An 18,690-nucleotide genomic window follows, 5' to 3' on the forward strand; every position below is an offset into this window, starting at 1 on the left:
GGCGCCGCACTCCGCGGCGCCGCGCATCCTCTCACGCTCGATCGCTCCGCCTCACCCATCTCACCGATACTCGAAAGGTCCACCGTGACCGAGAAAACCGCACCAGAAGTAGACGTCTGGGAGTCCCCAGCACATAAGCGCACCGTCTACGGCGTGCTCGCCGTGGTCGCGCTGGCCATCCTCTTCGACGGCTACGACCTCGTGGTCTACGGAGCGATCCTGCCCTCGCTCATGGCGGACCCGAGTCAGATCGGTCCCCTCGGCGCCGCGCAGGCCGGAGCATTGGGTTCCTACGCCCTGGTCGGCGTCATGATCGGAGCGCTGAGCGCGGGCGCCGTGGGTGACCGCCTCGGCCGCCGGAGGATCATGCTCGGCGCGATCGCCTGGTTCTCGATCGGCATGGCCGCCACCTCCTTCGCGACCAACATCACCACGTTCGGCATCCTGCGGTTGCTCACCGGGCTCGGGATCGGCGCGATCGTCGCCACGGGCGGGGCGATCATCGCCGAGTTCGCCCCGGCCGGAAAGCGGAACCTCTTCAACGCGGTGGTCTACAGCGGAATCCCCGCCGGTGGCGTCCTCGCCTCCGCCCTCGCCATGGTGCTGCGCGAGCACATCGGCTGGCGGGGACTGTTCCTCATCGGCGCGCTGCCCATCCTCATCGTTCTGCCCTACGCCTGGTACGCGCTGCCCGAGTCCCCCCGCTGGCTCTCCTCTCGCGGCCGGACCGACGAGGCCGTCGCCCTGTGTTACGCCCGGGGGCTGCCCACCGCCGCCTTCATCGACCCCCCCGCCGCCCCCGCTGCTGACACCACTGCCGACTCCGTCGCAACGGCTGCCGCGCCCACCGGATTCGCCGGACTGCTCACCCCCGCCTACCGGCTGGGCACGCTCCTGCTCGGGTTCATGAGCTTCGCCGGACTCCTGCTCACCTACGGCCTCAACACGTGGCTCCCGACCATCATGGAGAGCTACGGCATCAACGCCAAGAGCTCGCTGGGTTTCCTCCTCGTGCTCAACGGCGGCGCCATCCTCGGCGGGCTCGCCGCGTCGCGGTTGGCCGACAAGCACGGCCCGCGCGTCATCGTGGCGTGCTCGTTCGTCCTGGCCACGCTCGCGCTGGTAGCGGTGACCCTGTCCCCGCCGTTCGCGCTGATGATCCTCCTCGTCGCGGCGGCCGGCATGGGCACCATCGGTACGCAGGTGCTCGTATACGGCTTCGTCTCGAACTACTACGAGACCGGCTCTCGCGCCGCGGGTGTGGCGTGGTGTGCAGGTTTCGGACGTCTCGGGGGGATCCTCGGTCCTGTCATCGGCGGACTCCTCGTCGCCGCCGGCCTCCAGGCCGAGACCTCCTTCCTCGTCTTCGCGGGTGTGGCGCTCGCAGGAGCCCTGATCACCCTCGCGGTGCCCCGCTCTCCGGGCCTGGTCGCCCAGGTCCCGGACACCGTGCTCGGCGCCGGGCGCGACGACCAGGCCGGCGGTTCGCCGGAACCGGTCAAGACCCCCGGGGCAGACCTACGCTGAGGGAATGACCGAGATGCCCACCCAGCTCCACCGCCACGGTCACCACCGCGCAGCCGAGAGACTCCGGCATATCCACAGCGCGGTGGTGGCCCGGGGGTCGTCGGTGGTTCTGGTGACCGCCCCGGACGGTGGGGGCAAGAGCCACCTCGTCGACACCGTGCTCACCGGGACCACCGGCGTCACCGCGGTCCTGACCAGGGCGTTGCCGTGGGAGCAGGAAGTCCCCTGGGTGACCGCGGATCGGATCCTGCAGCGGCTTCCCCGCCCCACCACCGGAGTTGCTCCAGCGCGCGGCCCGACGACCAGCGCGGACCTCAGCGTGGAGGCCGATATGGAGGCCGACGGGGACGCCGCCGGGGAGGACCCCGGCACCGCGCCCACCGGGCGGTCGACGGCGCAGGTCGTCGAGGCCCTCGCCACCGCGATCGGGTCCGCGGGCCCGGGGACGATCATCGTGATCGACGACGCAGACCACGCCGACCCGGACTCGCTGAGGGCGCTCGGGTCCGCGCTCGAGTCCTCCGTGGACGGATCCGTCCTCCTCATCCTCACCGCCCGGAGCCCCTCGATCGGACAGTCCGCCGACCTGTGCGCTGTCCTCTCCCGGGAGACCGTGCGCCTGGGCGCGCTCGACCACTCCGAGATCCGGGCGCTCGCGGCCGCGCGCACCGGCCGGGAGCCGTCCGCCGCCGCCCGCCCGCCGGATCCAGGACTACACGGGAGGCGATACCGGCGCGGTGACCGCGGTCGTCGACGAGGCGGCCGACTCCTGGTGGGCCAGCCCGTTCTCGCCGCCACCCCTACCGGCCTCGGTCGAACTGGAGACCGCGGCACTGCTGTCGGAACTCGATCCCGGGGACCGATCGATCATCGAAACCGCCGCCGTGCTGCCCTCCCCCGTCCTGCTGGAGTCGCTGGCCACCCTCGCCGCCACCCGGGAGCAGACGGCCGGCGTGGACGGGCGGGTCCTGGCGGCCCTCGATGCCGCGCACCGGGCCGGGATCCTCCGGGTGGACCTCTCCCCCGGCGCGGCCAGTCTCACGTTCCGATCCCCGCTCGTCCGCACCGCCGTCCTGCGCGGTATCCCGCCCCGCGAGTTGATCTCGCTGCACACCGCCGCAGCCCGGCTCGCCCGGGAACAGGATCCCGACGCCGCGCTCGACCACCTGGCCGCCACCTCCACCGGGCCAGATCCCGAACTCTGCCGGACGTTGCGGGACCGCGCGCTCGAGCACGCCAGGTCCGGGCACTGGAGCGCCGCCGGCCACGCCTACCTCACGGCGGCCGCACTCACCCCCGACCCGGAGGAGGCCCGTGGACTGCACATCGACGGCATCGACGCCCTGCTCGGAGCCGGACGGATAAGCGAGGCCGCCGCGCTCTCCCACGCCCTGGACCGCGTGCGGCCCGACCCTCGGCGCGACGCGGTCCTCGGGTCGCTCGCGATGCACCTCGGACACGCGACCGAAGCCGAGGCACTCTTGCGGCGGGCCCTCGAGTCGAGCGCACCGGCGGACTCCGGCGCCCCCGCCCCGGACCCGGTCGCCCTCGCGCAGAAGTTCGTCGTGCACTCGCTCTGCGGGTGGCGGCCCGACCGGTTGCGGTACTGGGCCGGAAAGGTCATCAGCAGCGCGCAACCCGACCAACCGGAGGTCGAGGAGGCCCGGGCCGTCACGCTCCTCGGACAGGCCATCGACGCGGAAGCGGGATCCGGCGCGGCCGACGAGGATCGGCTCGGGGCGCTCGCGCCGGCGGTGGCCCAGCGCTTCGAGATGTCCTCGGGGTGGATCGCCCTCGCCCACGACGACCTCGAGACTGCCCGCCGGCGCCTCGGCTCCGCCGTTCCCACCGCCGATGTCTCCGGCTCGGCGCGGATCTCGCTGTGGTCGCAGGCCTGGCTCGCGCGCACCCACCTGCTACGCGGCGACTGGGACGACGCCCTGCGCGTCGTGGACACCGCGGCCCGCCGGCTCGACGACCTCGAACTCGACCTCCTGGCCCCGGTGATCCACTGGTCCGGCGCCGTCATCAGGTCCATGCGCGGAGACCACATCGGAGCGGCCGCCCACATGCGGCACTTCACCACCTCCGGCGACGCCTACCCCGTGCAGATCATCCCCTCCGCGATGGCGCGCATGCAGGTCGCTGCGGCCGCCGCCGATCACACCTCGGTACGTCGGGCGGCAGAACCCCTGCACTCCCTGTCGCTGCGGGTCGACATCGATCAACCCGGGTTCTGGCCGTGGCACGACCTCTACGCCCACTCCCTCGTCCTGGCCGGCCGACTCGAGGACACCGAAGCTCTGATCGGCCCCCCTGAGGCGCGGGCTCTGGAACTCGGGCACAGGTCCACGCTGGCCCGGCTCGGCGCTGTCCGGTCCCGGATCGCCGCCGTCCGCGGGGACATCGACGAGTGCACCCGCATCTTCCACCGCAGTCTGGAGTACCTGGACGGATTGGCGATGCCCTACTACTCGGCGCAGCTCCACTTCGCGTTCGGCCAGACCCTGCGCCGGGCGGGGCGCCGCCGCGAAGCCCACCTCGCGCTGGGAACGGCCCGCGACCTCTACGAGCAGCTCGGCGCCCGCGCCTACGTCGAGCGGTGCGATCGGGAACGCCGCGCCGGGGGCGTCGACGTGGCCCGCAGCGTCGGGAACTCCACCCTCACCCCCCAGGAGCGAGCGGTGGCCACCCTCGTCGCCGCGGGTCGCACCAACGCCCAGTCCGCCGAGGAGTTGTTCCTCAGCGTCAAGACCGTTCAGTACCACCTCACCCGCATCTACTCGAAGCTCGGGATCAGCGGCCGCACCGAACTGGCTGCCCACGTCGCGCGGTCCAGCCGACCGTTCGGACCCGAACCGGGCGACCAAGGAGTCCCATGACCACCGAGAGCACCCCGACGGACGGCCGGGTCCGGGACGGGCAGGCCCCGGCGCCGCACCCGTTCCGGACCGCCGCCCTGCTTCCTGTCGAGCTCCCCCACCATCGTCGGCCCTCGCCCAGGCAGGTGCTCGCCGATCTCGGACCGCGCGAGTTCGCCAACGCCCTCATCGCGCTCATCTTCTCGGCGACCGGCCCCGTCGCCGTCATCCTCGCCGCCGGCGCGCAGGGCAACCTGACCCCCGCCCAGCTGTCCTCGTGGATCTTCGGCGTCTTCTTTGCCAACGGCCTCCTCACGATCATCTTGAGCTGGACCTACCGCACGCCGCTGGCCTTCTTCTGGACCATCCCCGGCACGGTGATCGTGGGCAATTCACTCGAGCACCTGCGCTGGTCCGAGGTGCTCGGCGCCTATGTGATCACGGGAGTGGTCATCCTCCTGGTCGGCCTGAGCGGACTCGCCCGCCGCATCATGGACTGGATCCCGATGCCGATCATCATGGCGATGGTCGCCGGGGTGTTCCTCCGTTTCGGGCTGGGCCTGGTCGACGCGGTGTGGTCGTCCGTGGCCGTCGCACTGCCGATGGCGCTGGCATTCCTCGCCGTCGGCGCGCTCCCCCGGGTCTCCCGCGTCGTCCCGCCCATCCTCGCGGCGATGGTGGTGGGGATCATCGCGGTGGTGATCGACGGCGGGCTGTCGCGGGGCATCCTCGACGACGGGCTCCTGGCCGCACCGATGCTGCAGGCTCCGGAGTTCACCCTCCGCAGCCTCTCGGAGCTGGTCGTCCCCCTCGCCATCACCGTGCTCGTCGTGCAGAACGGTCAGGGGGTGGCGGTGCTCCGCGCGAAGGGACACCACCCGCCGGTGAACGCGAGCGCGGTGGCGTGCGGGGTCTGGTCGCTGCTCGTCTCGGCGATCGGCGCGGTGTCCACCTGCCTGACGGGTCCAACAAACGCCCTGATCGTCTCGTCCGGCGAGCCCCGCCGGCACTACGCGGCGGCGATCGGTAACGGCGGTCTGGCGCTGATCGTGGGCGTGCTCTCCCCGGCGTTCGTCGGGCTCATCCTGGGGACCCCCGCCGCGTTCATCGCCGCGTTGGGGGGTCTGGCGATGCTCGCGCCGTTGCAGTCGTCGTTCGTCACGGCGTTCCGCACCGACCGGGCCCTGGGCCCTCTCGTGTGCCTGCTGGTGACCGTGGCCGACGTGTCCCTGGTCGGGATCTCCGCGCCGTTCTGGGGAATCGTCCTCGGACTGGCCGTCTCGGCCCTGCTGGAGCGGCGGACCCTGAGCTGACACGTTGACACGGACGGTCGGCGGTCACGGACACTGGTTGACACCGACCATCGGCTGACACGACTGAAGGGGCGCCCCCATCGGGGACGCCCCTTCAGTCGTGCCGATCGTGCGCCGGGCACAGAGCCCAAGCCGGGCCCGGCCAGCCCGACCTAAGCGGACTTCTCCCGCGGCTCCTCGTCCGAGAACGGGACGATGGTCGGCAGGACGTTGTCCCGCACCGTCTCGCCGGTGACGACCACGCGGGCCACGTCGTCGCGACCGGGGATGTCGTACATGACCGGCAGGAGGACTTCCTCCATGATGGCGCGGAGGCCGCGGGCACCGGTGCCGCGCAGGATCGCCTGGTCGGCCACCGACTCCAGAGCATCGTCGGTGAACTCCAGCTCGACCCCGTCCATCTCGAACAGGCGGGCATACTGCTTGACCAGCGCGTTCTTGGGCTCGCTGAGGATGTTCACCAGTGCCTCACGGTCCAGACTCGTCACCGATGCCAAGACGGGGAGACGGCCGATGAACTCGGGGATGAGCCCGAACTTGACCAGATCCTCCGGCATGACCTGGGCGAAGTTGTCCATGGTGTCGATGTCCTTCTTGCTCGCCACCTCGGCGCCGAACCCCATACCCTTGCGGCCCACGCGGTCGCCCACGATCTTCTCCAGACCCTGGAACGCCCCGGCCACGATGAACAACACGTTGGACGTGTCGATCTGGATGAACTCCTGGTGCGGATGCTTGCGGCCGCCCTGCGGGGGAACCGACGCCTGCGTGCCCTCGAGGATCTTGAGCAGCGCCTGCTGGACCCCCTCGCCGGACACATCGCGGGTGATCGACGGGTTCTCCGACTTGCGGGCGATCTTGTCGACCTCGTCGATGTAGATGATGCCCATCTCGGCGCGCTTGGTGTCGTAGTCCGCGGCCTGGATGAGCTTGAGGAGGATGTTCTCCACGTCCTCGCCCACGTAACCGGCCTCGGTCAGCGCGGTGGCGTCCGCGATGGCGAACGGCACGTTGAGCATCTTGGCGAGTGTCTGGGCGAGGTAGGTCTTGCCACAGCCCGTCGGTCCCAGCATGAGGATGTTGGACTTGGCCAGCTCCACACCGTCGCCCCGGCCGAGCTGGGCGCCCACCCGGATGCGCTTGTAGTGGTTGTAGACCGCGACGGCCAGCGTCCGCTTGGCGTCGTCCTGCCCCACCACGTAGCTGTCGAGGAAGGCATGGATCTCCGTCGGCTTGGGCAGTTCCTCGAGCGCCGAGTTCTGGGAATCGTCGACCTCGGACTCGATGATCTCGTTGCACAGCTCGATGCACTCGTCACAGATGTAGACCCCGGGACCGGCGATCAGCTTCTTGACCTGCTTCTGGCTCTTCCCACAGAAGGAGCACTTCAACAGGTCGCCGCTCTCGCCAACACGTGCCATGAGTTCTACGTCCTCGCATTCCAGGGGTTCGGGGTCACACCCCGTAGTCGACGGTACGCGGGAAGGGCCGGATACCTCGACCCCCGCGCGGTCAGTTCATTGGACCCGACGGCGCGCCACCACCCGCAGTGGCGCGCCGCCCGGGCGTCACTTGCCCGTCGACAGCTTGCGGTAGTCGAACACGGTGTCGATGATCCCGTAGTCCTTGGCCTCCGCGGCCGTGAGGATCTTGTCGCGGTCGGTGTCGTCGCGGACCTGCTCGGCGGTCCGGCCCGAGTGTTGCGCGAGGGTGGACTCCATGAGCCGACGCATGCGCTCGATCTCGGCGGCCTGGATCTCCAGGTCGGAGACCTGGCCCTGGAAGCCCCCGGTGGAGGGCTGGTGGATGAGGATGCGGGCGTTGGGCAGCGCGGCCCGCTTGCCCGGGGTGCCGGCGGCGAGCAGGATCGCGGCGGCCGAGGCGGCCTGACCCAGGCACACCGTCGAGACGTCGGGACGGACGTACTGCATCGTGTCGTAGATCGCCATGAGCGAGGTGAACGAGCCACCGGGCGAGTTGATGTACATGGTGATGTCGCGGTCCGGGTCCTGGCCCTCGAGCACGAGGAGCTGGGCCATGATGTCGTTCGCCGAGGCGTCGTCGACCTGGGTGCCCAGGAAGATGATGCGTTCTTCGAACAGCTTGTTGTACGGGTTGGACTCCTTGACGCCGTAGCTCGAGTGCTCGACGAAGGACGGGAGGATGTATCGGGAGGTCGGCAGTGAGGTCATCGGTGACTCCGTGGTGGTGTTCGGGGCGGGCTGGGCTGCGGGAGCGCTCCCGTGGGCAACGGGTTCGATGATCACGACGGCGAGGTTCCGCCGGTCTGGGCCGCGCGCGCGATCACGTGGTCCACGAAGCCGTACTCCTTGGCCGCCTCCGCGGTGAACCAGCGGTCGCGGTCCGAGTCCTCGGTGACCTGCTCGAAGGTCTGCCCGGTGTGCTGGGCGATGAGCTCGGCCATCTCCCGCTTGGTGGCGGCGTACTGCTCGGCCTGGATGGCGATGTCGGCGGCGGAACCACCGACACCGGCCGACGGCTGGTGCATCATGATCTTGGCGTGCGGCAGGGCGTAGCGCTTGCCCTTGGTGCCGGCGGTCAGCAGGAACTGGCCCATCGACGCCGCCAGGCCCATGCCGTAGGTGGCCACGTCGCACTCCACGAACTGCATCGTGTCGTAGATGGCCATCCCGGCCGTCACCGAACCGCCGGGCGAGTTGATGTACATCGCGATGTCGCGGGTGGGATCCTCCGCCGCGAGCAGGAGGATCTGCGCGCACAGGCGGTTGGAGATGTCGTCGTCCACCTGGGAGCCCAGGAAGATGATCCGCTCCTGCAGGAGACGCTCGTAGACCGAGTCTCCCAGCGTCAGCCCGTGCGATCCGGGCGAGTTGAGGGCGGGCTGCGTCGAACTGGGCTGTGCCACTGAACCGTTCTGGGCCACGGGGAACCTACCTTCGCTCATCGTCTCGCCGCTCACGCGGCGCCCGACCGTCCGGCGGCCGGGTTTCCGTTACGTCAGACAGTAACCAACGGCCACGACGGAACCGTCCCGGCGGGGCGTATGTTCGCTGTCAGCGTCGGTGTGCCCCACCCGGACGGCGGCCGTGGAACGCCGACGTCCAGCCCGACGTCCATACCCACAAACGGGGGCCGGTGACCACACGTGGTGGTCCCCGGCCCCCGGAGGTCGATCAGGTGGTGGCGATCAGGCGTCGGCGGCCTTCTCGTCGGTGTTCTCCGCGTCCGCCTCGATGGCGTCGGCGGAGTCGGCGGCCTCGACGGAGTCGGCGCTCTGGTCCTCACGTGAACCGAAGAACTCGGTGGTGTCGATCGTGTTGCCGTCGGTGTCCTTGATGGTCACCTGGGCGATCACGTCGGCCAGCGCCTTGGAGCGGCGGACATCCGAGAACAGGGACCCGAGCTGGCCGGCCTGCTGGATCTGCTGCACGAACTGGTTGGGGTCCATGCCGTAGCGCTGGGCCTGGAACATGATGTGCTGCGAGAGCTCCTCCTGCGAGACGTCGGTGGAGGCCTGCTCGGCCACGGCGTCCAGCAGGAACTGGCTGCGGATGGCGCGGGCGGCGCCCTCGCGGGTCTCAGCCTCGAAGGTCTCGCGGTCTGTGCCCTCCGCCTCGAGCATGGAGTTGATCATGTCGTCATCGTGCGCGGCATCACCGAAAATCGAGTGCAGCTGCTGGTGGGCCTCGGAATCGACGATGTTCTCGGGGGTCGGGACGTCGGCGGCCTCGAGAAGGGCCTCGAGGACCTTGTCGCGGATCTCGCCCGCGAGGCCGGCCTTGGCCTGCTGTGCGACCTTCTCCGCGAGGTCGGTCTTCAGCTCGTCGAGAGTGTCGAACTCGCTGGCCATCTGGGCGAACTCGTCGTCGGCGTCGGGCAGCTCGCGCTCCTTGACGGACTGGACGGTCACCGTGATGATCGCCTCCTTGCCCGCGTGATCGCCGGCGACGAGGGACGAGGTGAACTCCTTGGACTCGCCGGTCTTGAGGCCCTCGGCCGCGTCGTCCAGGCCCTCGACGAGGGTGCCCGAGCCGAGCTCGTAGGACAGGCCTTCGGTCGAGGCCTCCTCGACGGGCTCGCCGTCGACGGTGGCGGCGAGGTCCACGGAGAGGAAGTCACCCTTCTGGGCCCCGCGGTCGACGCCCTTGAGGGTGCCGAAGCGGGCGCGGAGGTTGTCCAGCTCGGCGTCGACCGCGGCGTCGTCGGTCGCGGGGACCTCGACGGTCACCGACAGGTCGGAGTAGGTCGGGAGGGTGATCTCGGGGCGCACGTCCACCTCGGCGGTGAACTCCACGAGCTCACCGTCCTCGAGCTTGGTGACCTCGATGTCCGGCTGCGCGAGGACCTTGAGGTCGTGCTCGTCGACGGCCTGGCTGTAACGCGCCGGGATCATGTCGTTGACGACCTGCTCGAGAACGGCCGGGCGGCCGATCCGCGACTCGAGGAGCTTGGCCGGGGCCTTGCCCGGACGGAAGCCGGCGATGTTGACCTGGCCCGCGAGGGACTTGTAGGCCTTGGCGAAGTCCGGCTCGAGCTCCGCGAACGGCACCTCCACCGTGACCTTGACCCGGGTCGGATTCAGCTGCTCGACAGTGCTCTTCACGGTGATGATCTCCTAGGGAAGTTCGTGTGGGGTTTGTGTTTTCGGGCTCCGCTGGTCGGGATGACAGGATTCGAACCTGCGACCCTCCGCTCCCAAAGCGGATGCGCTACCAAGCTGCGCCACATCCCGGTGAGTCGCGCGGCCGACCATCCCGCGCCGTGCGCGGAAAATCTGCCGAGCCGCCAAACCAACTCGCCCAGTGTACGACAGCGCCCTGTCCCAGCAGATTCCGAGTTCACGGGCCGGGAGTTGGGGGCGCCGGAGTGGTCCGGTAGTGTGGCTACAGCGCGAGCAAGATGTGGGAGTAATCCCAGGTCAGCCGCCGATGCGGGCGTAGCTTAATGGTAAAGCCCCTGCCTTCCAAGCAGGCTACGCGGGTTCGATTCCCGTCGCCCGCTCCACTCGAGTCCCCCGCCCCGTCACCCACCGACGAGGCGGGGATCTCCCATTCGGCGCCTGTCCCCTCGGGTGCCGCTCGCGCTTAACAGCGTCCGGTTAAACAGCGTCCGGTTCGCAGGCGCTCGTGCGGATGGCGTCTCGCTCACCCGCTTGACCGGTCGGATCGCAGCCGCTCCTGGACCTGGCTTCCCGCCTGGACTTCGGTGCACGCGAGACGCCATGTCTGTGTGCGGCTGCGTCCTGTGACCCACGGTCGGGGCGGACATGCCCCACTCGAGCGGTAAGTGAGATCGAACTCTGCGGGGCGCGGCCGGGACTTCGGTTCATCGCTTCCGGTCAGCGCCGCAGGCGCCCCGCCTGGCACGTCGGGCACCAGAACAGGGTGCGTGCCTCCATCGTCTGCAGCCGGATCTCGTCTCCGCACACCCGGCACGCCCATCCGTCGCGTTGGTACACGTAATTGCGGGGACGGTCCGAGCCCCGCCTGGGCACGTCGCCGTGGTCGTGCTCGGGCCGGATCGTCACGATCCCCCCGGCGTCCGCCCCGACCTTCATCAGTGCCACGAGGTCGGCCCAGATGCGGTCGAACTCCGCGCGGTCCAGCTCCACGCCCGGCCGGAACGGGTCGAGGCCGGCCCGGAAGAGCACCTCGGCCCGGTAGACGTTGCCCACCCCGGCCAGCACCTTCTGATCCATGAGCAGCGCGGCGATCGAGCGGGCGCTGCGGGAGATCCGGGCCCATGCCCGGTCGGGGTCGGCGCCCGGGTCCAGCGGGTCGGGGCCCAGTCGCGCGTGCACCTCGGCCACGCCGTCGTCGTCGAGGACCTCGCACCTGGTGGGTCCGCGCAGGTCCACGTAGTGGACCGGCCCGTAGGCCGCCGCTCCGCCGACTCGGGTTCCCCCGGCCTGCGCTTCCCCGGCCTGCCCTTCCCCGCCACGCGCGGAACCGACACGCGCGGCCCCGACGCGCGCAGCCCCGACGCGCATCCGCACCTGGCCGACCGGCGCCGGCGGCTCCTGTCCCTCGTCCGCGAGGTAGGTGTCAAAGAACCCGTAGAGACCCAGGTGGACGTGGACGGCCAGTCCGCCCTCGTAGTGGTGGAAGAGGTGCTTGCCGACGGCCGTGGCGTGGCTGAAGTACCGACCGTCGACGACGACGTGGTCCGCGAACCGCCCCTGTGGGCTGGAGACACGGACGGGCCCGCCTGCAAAATACTCGGTGTGCAGGCGGGCCAGCCGGTGGAGGGTGTGCCCCTCAGGCACGGGAACTCAAGCGCCCGTGGCTCTCACGCGCCGGGGACGGCGGGAGCCTCGTGGGTGCGCTCGTACTCGGCGAGGATGTCGATGCGCCGCTGATGCCGCTCCGCCTCGGACCAGCTCTGGTCCAGGAACGCGTCGACGATCGCAAGCGCCTCGGACTGCGAGTGCATGCGCCCACCGATGCCGATCAGCTGGGCGTTGTTGTGCTCGCGGGCCAGGCGGGCGGTCTCGGGGCTCCACGCCAGCGCGCATCGGGCGCCGGGCACCTTGTTGGCGGCGATCTGCTCGCCGTTGCCCGAACCGCCCAACACGATGCCGAGGCTGCCCGGGTCCGCGACGACCTTGCGGGCCGCGTCGATGCAGAAGGCCGGGTAGTCGTCCTCCGCGTCGTAGGTGTGGGCGCCGCAGTCGATCACCTCGTGGCCGGAGGCCTTCAGATGCTCGGCGATGATGTTCTTGGTCTCGAAGCCGGCGTGGTCCGCCCCCAGGTAGATGCGCATGGCGGCGATTCTGCCACGTGGGCCCGAACATCCCCTCGCCCTGTCCCCTCGCTCTGTCCCCTCGTTGGCGGCCCCGGTGCCAGCGTCCGGTTGCCATGTTCGACAAATGGCTGCCCCCGCGTACGTCCTCGTGCGGCGCCGATCTGCAGTTCGCGCCCGAATTGGGCTCGGACATCCGTTCCTCGCCCCCTCTCTCGGGGTGCACGGAGCCGAGGTTTCGGTGCAGAACCCGCCGGCCCGGGTTCTTGAAGGGGCCTGGGATGGCTTCGTCACTCTGTTGCGTTTCGCTGAGCTGTCGGCCGCCGAGAGGTGGTACGACTCTCCGGAGTACACGGCCGCTCGCCGCCTGCGCCAAAAGTCGTCGACCCCGAAGGACATCATCGTCGAGGGCGTCGCGGGCACACGTCTGCGGATCTGGCGGAGCTCCACGATCTGACCGGCCCGCTGCAGAGGGCCGTAGACCTCGGTGACGTGACCTTAGGATTCATTTCATGACGGGCAACCAAGAAAAGGGCGGAAAGAAGAAGACCGGCGGAACCACTGCCGCAGAGGCGGTTGCTCAGTTGGCGCAGGATCCCGAGTTTCAGCGGGCTCAGGCAGAGCGAGACGCCCAGTTGCAGGCCCGCGTCCGCGAGTGGCGTCGAGCTGAGCAACCGGCCATTGAAGATTTGCGCCGTGTGGGCGTGGAGGTCGAGACAGCCTGGGACCTGGTGAACACCTCGGAGCCGTATCCTGACGCGCTTCCCATTCTCATTAAACATCTCGAGCGCGGCGGATACCCCGACCGCGTTCTCGAGGGCATGGCACGTGCAATGGCCGTGAAGCCAGCGCACGAGTATTGGGAGCGTCTGCGTGACCTCTACCTGCGGGCGGAAGGTCGTGATGAAGAAGAGGGCCTGGCCGTTGCCCTATCTGCCTCAGCGACTCCTGAGCACGTCGACGACCTACTGAATCTATTGCGCGACGACTCGCGTGGGGACTCCAGAATTCTCTTATTGGAGACGATCCTCAAACTCGGCGGCAAGCGTGGCCAAGAGGTCATCGAGACGCTCTGCTCCGATCCCCTGCTGGGTCGCGAGGCGACAGCACTGACACAACGGCGGTCACGTCGGCGGCGGTGAAGCGCTGTCCCCCGTCCAGTTCACGATGACCAGGGTCGTGTAGCCGAGCAGCGTGGTACCGGCGGCTCGCAGCGGCCTGAGAGCCACCGCGCCGACGGGTCAGTCGACCGGCGTTACGCAGTCAGCCGGGGAGGCCGTCCCGATCGCCTCAGTCGAACCGCGGGTCCTCGGTGCGGCTGCGCTTGAGCTCGAAGAAGTACGGGAACTCGGCGAGCAGGGCCGCGCCGTCGAACACCCGGCCCGCGTCCTCGCCGCGCGGGATGCGGGTCAGGACGGGCCCGAAGAACGCCACGCCGTCCACGTGCACGACCGGGGTCCCGACCTCGTCGCCGACCGGGTCCATGCCGCGGTGATGCGACTTGCGCAGCTCGTCGTCGTACTCATCGGTCCCCGCGGCGGCGGCGAGGTCGGCGTCCAGGCCGGCCGCCGCCAGCGCCTCGGTGATGACGGCCGGGTCCTCGATCCCCCGACCCTGGTCGTGGATGCGGGTGCCGAGCTCCGTGTACAGCCGGCCCAGGACCTCCTGGCCGTGGCGCTGGGCGGCGGCGATCGCCACGCGGACCGGGCCCCAGCCGAGCTGCATCTTCTCCATGTACTCCTCGGGCAGGTCGCGGCCGTCGTTGAGGACCGCCAGGCTCATGACGTTCCAGGTCAGCTCGATCTCGCGGACCTTCTCCACCTCGAGGATCCAGCGGCTGGTGACCCACGCGAAGGGGCACAGGGGGTCGAACCAGAAGTCGACGGAACGGGTGGCGGCGGAACCGGGAGTTGTCATAGCGCCATCTTCCTCGTCGCGGGCACGCCCCGCCACCCGCGTCCGGTGGTAGGACTGGGACAACCACCGTCACGCCACGAACCGAGGACCTCTGAAGATGCGCTCGCTCAATCTCACCCGCTCCGACGCCGCCGCCCGGGCCGACCTCCTGGCTGTGGACACCTACCTGGTGGACCTCGACCTCACCGACGGCTCCGGCGGGCCGGGATCGGGGACGTTCCGCTCCCGGACGATCGTGCGCTTCGCCTGCTCGCGCCCGGGGTCCGAGACGTTCATCGACCTGAGGTCGGCCCGGATCCGTTCCGCCACGCTCAACGGCCGGGACCTGGGGATAGAGGACTACGACGACGAGGTGGGGCTGACGCTGACCGACCTGCAGTCGACCAACGAGCTGATCGTGGACGCCGACCTGGCGTACACCTCCACCGGCGAGGGCCTGCACCGCATGGTCGACCCGGTGGACGGCGAGGTCTACCTCTACACCCAGTTCGAGACGGCGGATGCCAAGCGGGTGTTCGCCTGCTTTGACCAGCCCGACCTCAAGGCCCGCTACACCCTCACCGTGACCGCCCCAGCCGACTGGGTGGTGGTGGCCAACACCCTGGCGTCGGAGACCCCCGGCGACAGTGGCGCGGTCGTGCACCACTTCGCACCCAGCGAGATCATGTCGACCTACCTGGTGGCGCTCATCGCCGGGCCGTACCACGTGGTGGAGGACGCCTACTCCGACGAGCACGGCACGATCCCGCTGCGCCTGCTGTGCCGCGCGTCGCTGGCCGAGCACCTCGACGCCGAGCGCCTCTTCGCCGAGACCAAGGAGGGCTTCGGCTTCTACCACCGGGAGTTCGGCCTGCCGTACGCGTTCGGCAAGTACGACCAGATCTTTGTCCCCGAGTTCAACGCCGGGGCCATGGAGAACGCCGGGGCCGTGACGTTCCTCGAGGACTACGTCTTCCGCTCCCGGGTCACCGGCTACCGCTACGAGCGGCGCAACGAGACGATCCTGCACGAGATGGCGCACATGTGGTTCGGCGATCTGGTGACCATGCGCTGGTGGGACGACCTGTGGCTCAACGAGTCGTTCGCGACGTTCGCCTCGGTCCTGGCCCAGGTCGACGCCACGCAGTACACCGACGCGTGGACGACGTTCGCCAACGTGGAGAAGTCCTGGGCCTACCGGCAGGACCAGCTGCCCTCCACCCACCCCGTCGCGGCGGACATGAAGGATCTGGAGACGGTCGAGTCCAACTTCGACGGCATCACCTACGCCAAGGGTGCCTGGGTGCTCAAGCAGCTGGTCGCCTACGTCGGCCGCGAACCGTTCCTGGCCGGGCTGCGCGCCTACTTCGCCGACCACGCCTTCGGCAACGCCGAGTTCGGCGACCTGCTGGGCGCCCTCGAGAAGGCCTCGGGCCGGGACCTGTCGGGTTGGGCCGACCAGTGGCTGCGGACCACCGGCATCAACCCGATCTCGGTGGAGTTCGACACCGCCGGCGGCGCGGGGGACCATGCGGCCGGCGACGCCCCCGGGACGATCTCGGGGCTGACCGTGGTGCAGGGACCCGCCGCCCCGGGTGCGGGCGAGTTGCGCACACACCGCCTCGCCGTGGGCCTCTACAGCCGTGACGACGCCGGCGCGCTCGTGCGTACCGCGCGGGCTGAGCTCGACGCGGAGGGCGAGCGGACGGCCGTCCCCGACCTGGACGGTCAGCCGGTCCCCGACCTGGTGCTGCCCAACGACGACGACCTCACCTACTGCTCGGTGCGGCTCGACGAGCGGTCGCTCGCCACGGTCCTGAGCTCACTCGAGGACGTGACGGATTCTCTCGCCCGCACCCTGTGTTGGTCCGCGCTGTGGGAGATGACGCGGGAGGCCCGTCTCCCGGCCCGCCGGTTCGTCGAGGTGGTCTCCCGCGCCGCACCCCGGGAGCGTCACATCGGGGTGGTGCAGCGCGTCCTGGCCCAGGCCCAGACCGCCCTGGCCCGGTACGCCGACCCGGACTGGGCCGCCGCCACCGGATGGCCGGAGTTCTCCGCCGCGATGCTCACGGCGGCCCGCGCGTCGGAGCCGGGCTCCGACCATCAACTGGCCTTCCTCGGCGCGCTGTGCGGGTGCCCGATCAACGAGGAACAGGTCCGGGTGCTCGAGCTGCTCCTGGACGCCGGAGCCGACGAGGCGGGGCTGCCCGGCCTCGTCGTCGACACCGACCTGCGCTGGACCGTCCTCACCGCACTGGTGGCGGCCGGCGCCGAGGGGACGGACCGGATCGAGGCCGAGCTGGCCGACGACGACACCGCCGGCGGCGCCCGGCGGGCCGCCACCGCACGGGCTTCCCGCCCCACGGTCGACGCCAAGGAGGAGGCCGAGGAGCTGCTCTTCTCGAGCGGCCCCGACGCCCCGAGCAACGCGATCGTCCGGGCGACCCTGCTCGGCGTGGATCTCCCCGGCCGGGAGCACCTGCTCACCGGCCTGTGCGAGCGCTACCTGGACAACGTGGCCGCCCTGTGGACCGCGCGGCCCGGGGACCTGGCCCAGACCGTCGCTGAGGGGTTGTTCCCCTCGTGGGCGGTGGACGCCGAGTCCGTGGACCGGTTCGACGCGGTGGCCGCGGATTCCTCCCGGCCGGCCGGCCTGCGCCGGATCATCGCCGAGCAGACCGCGGACCTCTCCCGGGCGCTCGCGGCTCGAGCCGTGGACATGGCCGAGGCCGGCTGAGAACTCCGTCGCGCCTCGACCAGGACGCATAAGCAAAGCCACACCAGCCGTGTGAGAGAATGTACGGCGAGTTCCGGCGCGGTCCGCGCGGGAGGCGACGCCGGGAGGCCCCGTGACCACCACCCCACCAGACACTCCTGCCCGGCGCTCCCGCCGGACACGACTGGCGACGGGGGTGGCGGCTACGGCGATCCTTCTCCTCGGCTCCGGCTGCTCCACCGCCGACGACCCCGGAGGGGTGGCGGGTGCGGCGAGTGCGGCGACGGGCGTGACCGTTGTGGAGACGGTCCTGGTCGGCGACCTTCTGGACGGGCCGAGCTCGTTGGCGGTGCGCCCGGGAACGACCGAGCTGTGGGTGGCCAACTCGGGGGACGATTCGCTGACCGTCGTCGACCTCGAGGATCCGGAGTCGGCCCGCCGCCTGCAGGACAGCTATGGCGAACACTTCACCGCTCGCCCCTCCGGGATCGCCTTCGACGAGGACGGCACGTTCTTCGCCGTATCCAACGACTCGAACAACGAGGTCCGTGACATGGAGTTCGAGCTCAACCCCGAGCGCGACTCCCACTTCCGGAACAACAACTTCATGGGGCCGTCCCTGTTCTCCCCGGATACCTTCGCGCTGGCCGGACAGAACAAGGACTACCTGGGCGACTGGCCGCAGCCGGGCATCAGCCACGACCCCCCGGACGACATCCCGGAGCACCAGTGTCCGCCGGAGTACTGGTCGGAGTCCACGGCCAGGTGCGCGTGGCCCCGTCAGGGCAGTCACCTCGACATGCTGCACGGCAATCCGCTCAGCACCGGCATCGTCCACGACGCCGCCAACGCCTACTTCGTCCTCGACGGCTGCGGAGTCGGCAACAGCGACGGTGAGTGCAGCGGGCCGGGCCACGTGGCGCGCGTCGACTTCAACCGCGACCACCAGGAGGGCAACGGCTTCCACGGCGACGGCACCACCCGGCGGTACATCGATCTGCCACATCAGCGGGTCGAGGGAGTACCCAGCGGGATGATGTCGCACGGGCAGTGGGTGTACTACGCCGACACCGGCGCGGGCGTGGTCCGACGGTTCCAACCGGACAGTGGCCGGACAGAGGTGATGGTCTCGAACTGGAACGGCTCCCCCGCCGGCCACGGTGAGCACGGCCCCGGCGTGATCGACTGGAGCCACCTCGAGGACGGGCCCGGCGACGGTGACGACCCCGACACGGTGCGGACCTGGGTAGCCGAGCACGGGAACCAGGAGGCGATCAAGGCGGCCGGGGACCGGTGGATCCACCCGCGGGAGACGCTGGCCGAGTACTCGTACGTCTGGGACGCCACGGTGGAAGAGATCGCGGTGGAGGGGATCGCGGCGGAGGGGGTCGCGGTGGAGGGGATCGCGGTGGAGGGGGTCGCGCCGGGCTCTGCGGCCCGCCCGTCCGGGCTCGTCGCCGGCGGCGAGTCATGGTTCGTCGCCGACAACGCCTCGGGACGCATCCTCGAGTTCAAGTGGGACGGCACCGCGGGCCGGGTCTTCGAGACCGGGAAGAACGGCGTGACCGGACTGGCACTCTCTCCCGACGGGCGCACCCTGTACTTCGCCGACTCGGGAACCGACGGCATCTACCGCCTCTCGCTGAGCTGACCT

Annotated in this window: 14 protein-coding genes, 2 tRNA genes and 1 pseudogene; 9 read left to right on the forward strand and 8 right to left on the reverse strand. The window is 70.1% G+C overall.

The window, feature by feature from the left end; all coding sequences use genetic code 11:
* The first annotated feature begins 84 nt into the window (after positions 1-84).
* The 4 genes and pseudogenes from R4P08_RS05650 to R4P08_RS05660 all read left to right on the forward strand — a co-directional run bounded on the left by R4P08_RS05650 (position 85) and on the right by R4P08_RS05660 (position 5,701).
* A complete protein-coding gene (locus tag R4P08_RS05650; RefSeq protein WP_317812806.1) occupies positions 85-1,527 on the forward strand; it encodes an aromatic acid/H+ symport family MFS transporter in 1,443 nt (480 codons plus the stop codon).
* 13 nt (positions 1,528-1,540) lie between these two features.
* Positions 1,541-2,059, forward strand: a pseudogene (locus tag R4P08_RS18535) (ATP-binding protein); the annotation flags it as partial.
* Positions 2,060-2,264: 205 nt separating this feature from the next.
* Positions 2,265-4,409, forward strand: a complete 2,145-nt coding sequence (locus R4P08_RS05655; RefSeq protein ID WP_317812807.1) for a helix-turn-helix transcriptional regulator — start codon at positions 2,265-2,267, stop codon at positions 4,407-4,409.
* Positions 4,406-5,701: a benzoate/H(+) symporter BenE family transporter gene (locus tag R4P08_RS05660; RefSeq protein ID WP_317812808.1), complete on the forward strand. Its 1,296-nt coding sequence runs from the start codon at positions 4,406-4,408 to the stop codon at positions 5,699-5,701. The genes R4P08_RS05655 and R4P08_RS05660 overlap by 4 nt, the downstream gene beginning before the upstream one ends.
* Before the next feature lie 152 nt (positions 5,702-5,853).
* Here the strand turns inward: R4P08_RS05660 and clpX are convergent, their stop codons facing one another.
* The 5 genes from clpX to R4P08_RS05685 form a co-directional block, all read right to left on the reverse strand.
* Positions 5,854-7,122 (reverse strand): ATP-dependent Clp protease ATP-binding subunit ClpX, encoded by a 1,269-nt coding sequence (gene clpX / locus R4P08_RS05665; protein ID WP_317812809.1) that lies wholly within the window; start codon positions 7,120-7,122, stop codon positions 5,854-5,856.
* A gap of 147 nt (positions 7,123-7,269) precedes the next feature.
* Positions 7,270-7,893: an ATP-dependent Clp protease proteolytic subunit gene (locus R4P08_RS05670; protein WP_317812810.1), complete on the reverse strand. Its 624-nt coding sequence runs from the start codon at positions 7,891-7,893 to the stop codon at positions 7,270-7,272.
* Positions 7,894-7,964: 71 nt separating this feature from the next.
* Positions 7,965-8,606, reverse strand: a complete 642-nt coding sequence (locus R4P08_RS05675) for an ATP-dependent Clp protease proteolytic subunit (protein ID WP_317812811.1) — start codon at positions 8,604-8,606, stop codon at positions 7,965-7,967.
* A 264-nt stretch (positions 8,607-8,870) separates the two neighbouring features.
* Complete coding sequence (gene tig / locus R4P08_RS05680; protein ID WP_317812812.1) at positions 8,871-10,286, reverse strand: trigger factor; 1,416 nt, start codon at positions 10,284-10,286, stop codon at positions 8,871-8,873.
* 52 nt (positions 10,287-10,338) lie between these two features.
* Positions 10,339-10,415, reverse strand: a tRNA-Pro gene (locus R4P08_RS05685).
* Positions 10,416-10,613: 198 nt separating this feature from the next.
* Between R4P08_RS05685 and R4P08_RS05690 the strand changes: the two genes are divergently transcribed.
* Positions 10,614-10,687: transfer RNA gene (locus tag R4P08_RS05690), tRNA-Gly, on the forward strand.
* Between the two features lie 334 nt (positions 10,688-11,021).
* Here R4P08_RS05690 and R4P08_RS05695 read toward each other — a convergent pair.
* Positions 11,022-11,948, reverse strand: a complete 927-nt coding sequence (locus R4P08_RS05695; protein ID WP_317812813.1) for an Fpg/Nei family DNA glycosylase — start codon at positions 11,946-11,948, stop codon at positions 11,022-11,024.
* 23 nt (positions 11,949-11,971) lie between these two features.
* Complete coding sequence (locus R4P08_RS05700; protein WP_317812814.1) at positions 11,972-12,445, reverse strand: ribose-5-phosphate isomerase; 474 nt, start codon at positions 12,443-12,445, stop codon at positions 11,972-11,974.
* Between the two features lie 106 nt (positions 12,446-12,551).
* Here R4P08_RS05700 and R4P08_RS05705 point away from each other — a divergent pair, with 106 nt between their 5' ends.
* Entirely contained in the window at positions 12,552-12,881 is a 330-nt protein-coding gene (locus tag R4P08_RS05705) for a DUF1330 domain-containing protein (RefSeq protein WP_317812815.1), read from the forward strand.
* Positions 12,882-12,936: 55 nt separating this feature from the next.
* A complete protein-coding gene (locus R4P08_RS05710) occupies positions 12,937-13,566 on the forward strand; it encodes a hypothetical protein (RefSeq protein ID WP_317812816.1) in 630 nt (209 codons plus the stop codon).
* A 148-nt stretch (positions 13,567-13,714) separates the two neighbouring features.
* Here the strand turns inward: R4P08_RS05710 and R4P08_RS05715 are convergent, their stop codons facing one another.
* Positions 13,715-14,341 (reverse strand): DsbA family protein, encoded by a 627-nt coding sequence (locus R4P08_RS05715; RefSeq protein WP_317812817.1) that lies wholly within the window; start codon positions 14,339-14,341, stop codon positions 13,715-13,717.
* 97 nt (positions 14,342-14,438) lie between these two features.
* On the opposite strand from R4P08_RS05715, the gene pepN reads away from it, so the two are divergent.
* Both pepN and R4P08_RS05725 read left to right on the forward strand, forming a co-directional pair.
* Positions 14,439-17,057: an aminopeptidase N gene (gene pepN, locus R4P08_RS05720; RefSeq protein ID WP_317812818.1), complete on the forward strand. Its 2,619-nt coding sequence runs from the start codon at positions 14,439-14,441 to the stop codon at positions 17,055-17,057.
* Between the two features lie 112 nt (positions 17,058-17,169).
* The gene (locus R4P08_RS05725) at positions 17,170-18,687 is read left to right on the forward strand and encodes a hypothetical protein (protein WP_317812819.1); all 1,518 of its coding nucleotides are present in this window, start codon (positions 17,170-17,172) and stop codon (positions 18,685-18,687) included.
* The last annotated feature ends 3 nt before the right edge of the window (positions 18,688-18,690 follow it).

It is taken from the genome of Rhodococcus sp. IEGM 1408, assembly GCF_033142235.1.
Classification (GTDB): Bacteria; Actinomycetota; Actinomycetes; order Mycobacteriales; family Mycobacteriaceae; genus Dietzia.

What these genes read in the sequence shown, in the direction of transcription:
- R4P08_RS05660 (WP_317812808.1), top strand. Translation starts at nt 4,406, where the DNA reads ATGACCACCGAGAGCACCCCGACGGACGGCCGGGTCCGGGACGGGCAG.
- clpX (WP_317812809.1), bottom strand. Translation starts at nt 7,122, where the DNA reads ATGGCACGTGTTGGCGAGAGCGGCGACCTGTTGAAGTGCTCCTTCTGT.
- R4P08_RS05670 (WP_317812810.1), bottom strand. Translation starts at nt 7,893, where the DNA reads ATGACCTCACTGCCGACCTCCCGATACATCCTCCCGTCCTTCGTCGAG.
- R4P08_RS05700 (WP_317812814.1), bottom strand. Translation starts at nt 12,445, where the DNA reads ATGCGCATCTACCTGGGGGCGGACCACGCCGGCTTCGAGACCAAGAAC.
- R4P08_RS05705 (WP_317812815.1), top strand. Translation starts at nt 12,552, where the DNA reads ATGGCTGCCCCCGCGTACGTCCTCGTGCGGCGCCGATCTGCAGTTCGC.
- R4P08_RS05710 (WP_317812816.1), top strand. Translation starts at nt 12,937, where the DNA reads ATGACGGGCAACCAAGAAAAGGGCGGAAAGAAGAAGACCGGCGGAACC.
- R4P08_RS05715 (WP_317812817.1), bottom strand. Translation starts at nt 14,341, where the DNA reads ATGACAACTCCCGGTTCCGCCGCCACCCGTTCCGTCGACTTCTGGTTC.
- pepN (WP_317812818.1), top strand. Translation starts at nt 14,439, where the DNA reads ATGCGCTCGCTCAATCTCACCCGCTCCGACGCCGCCGCCCGGGCCGAC.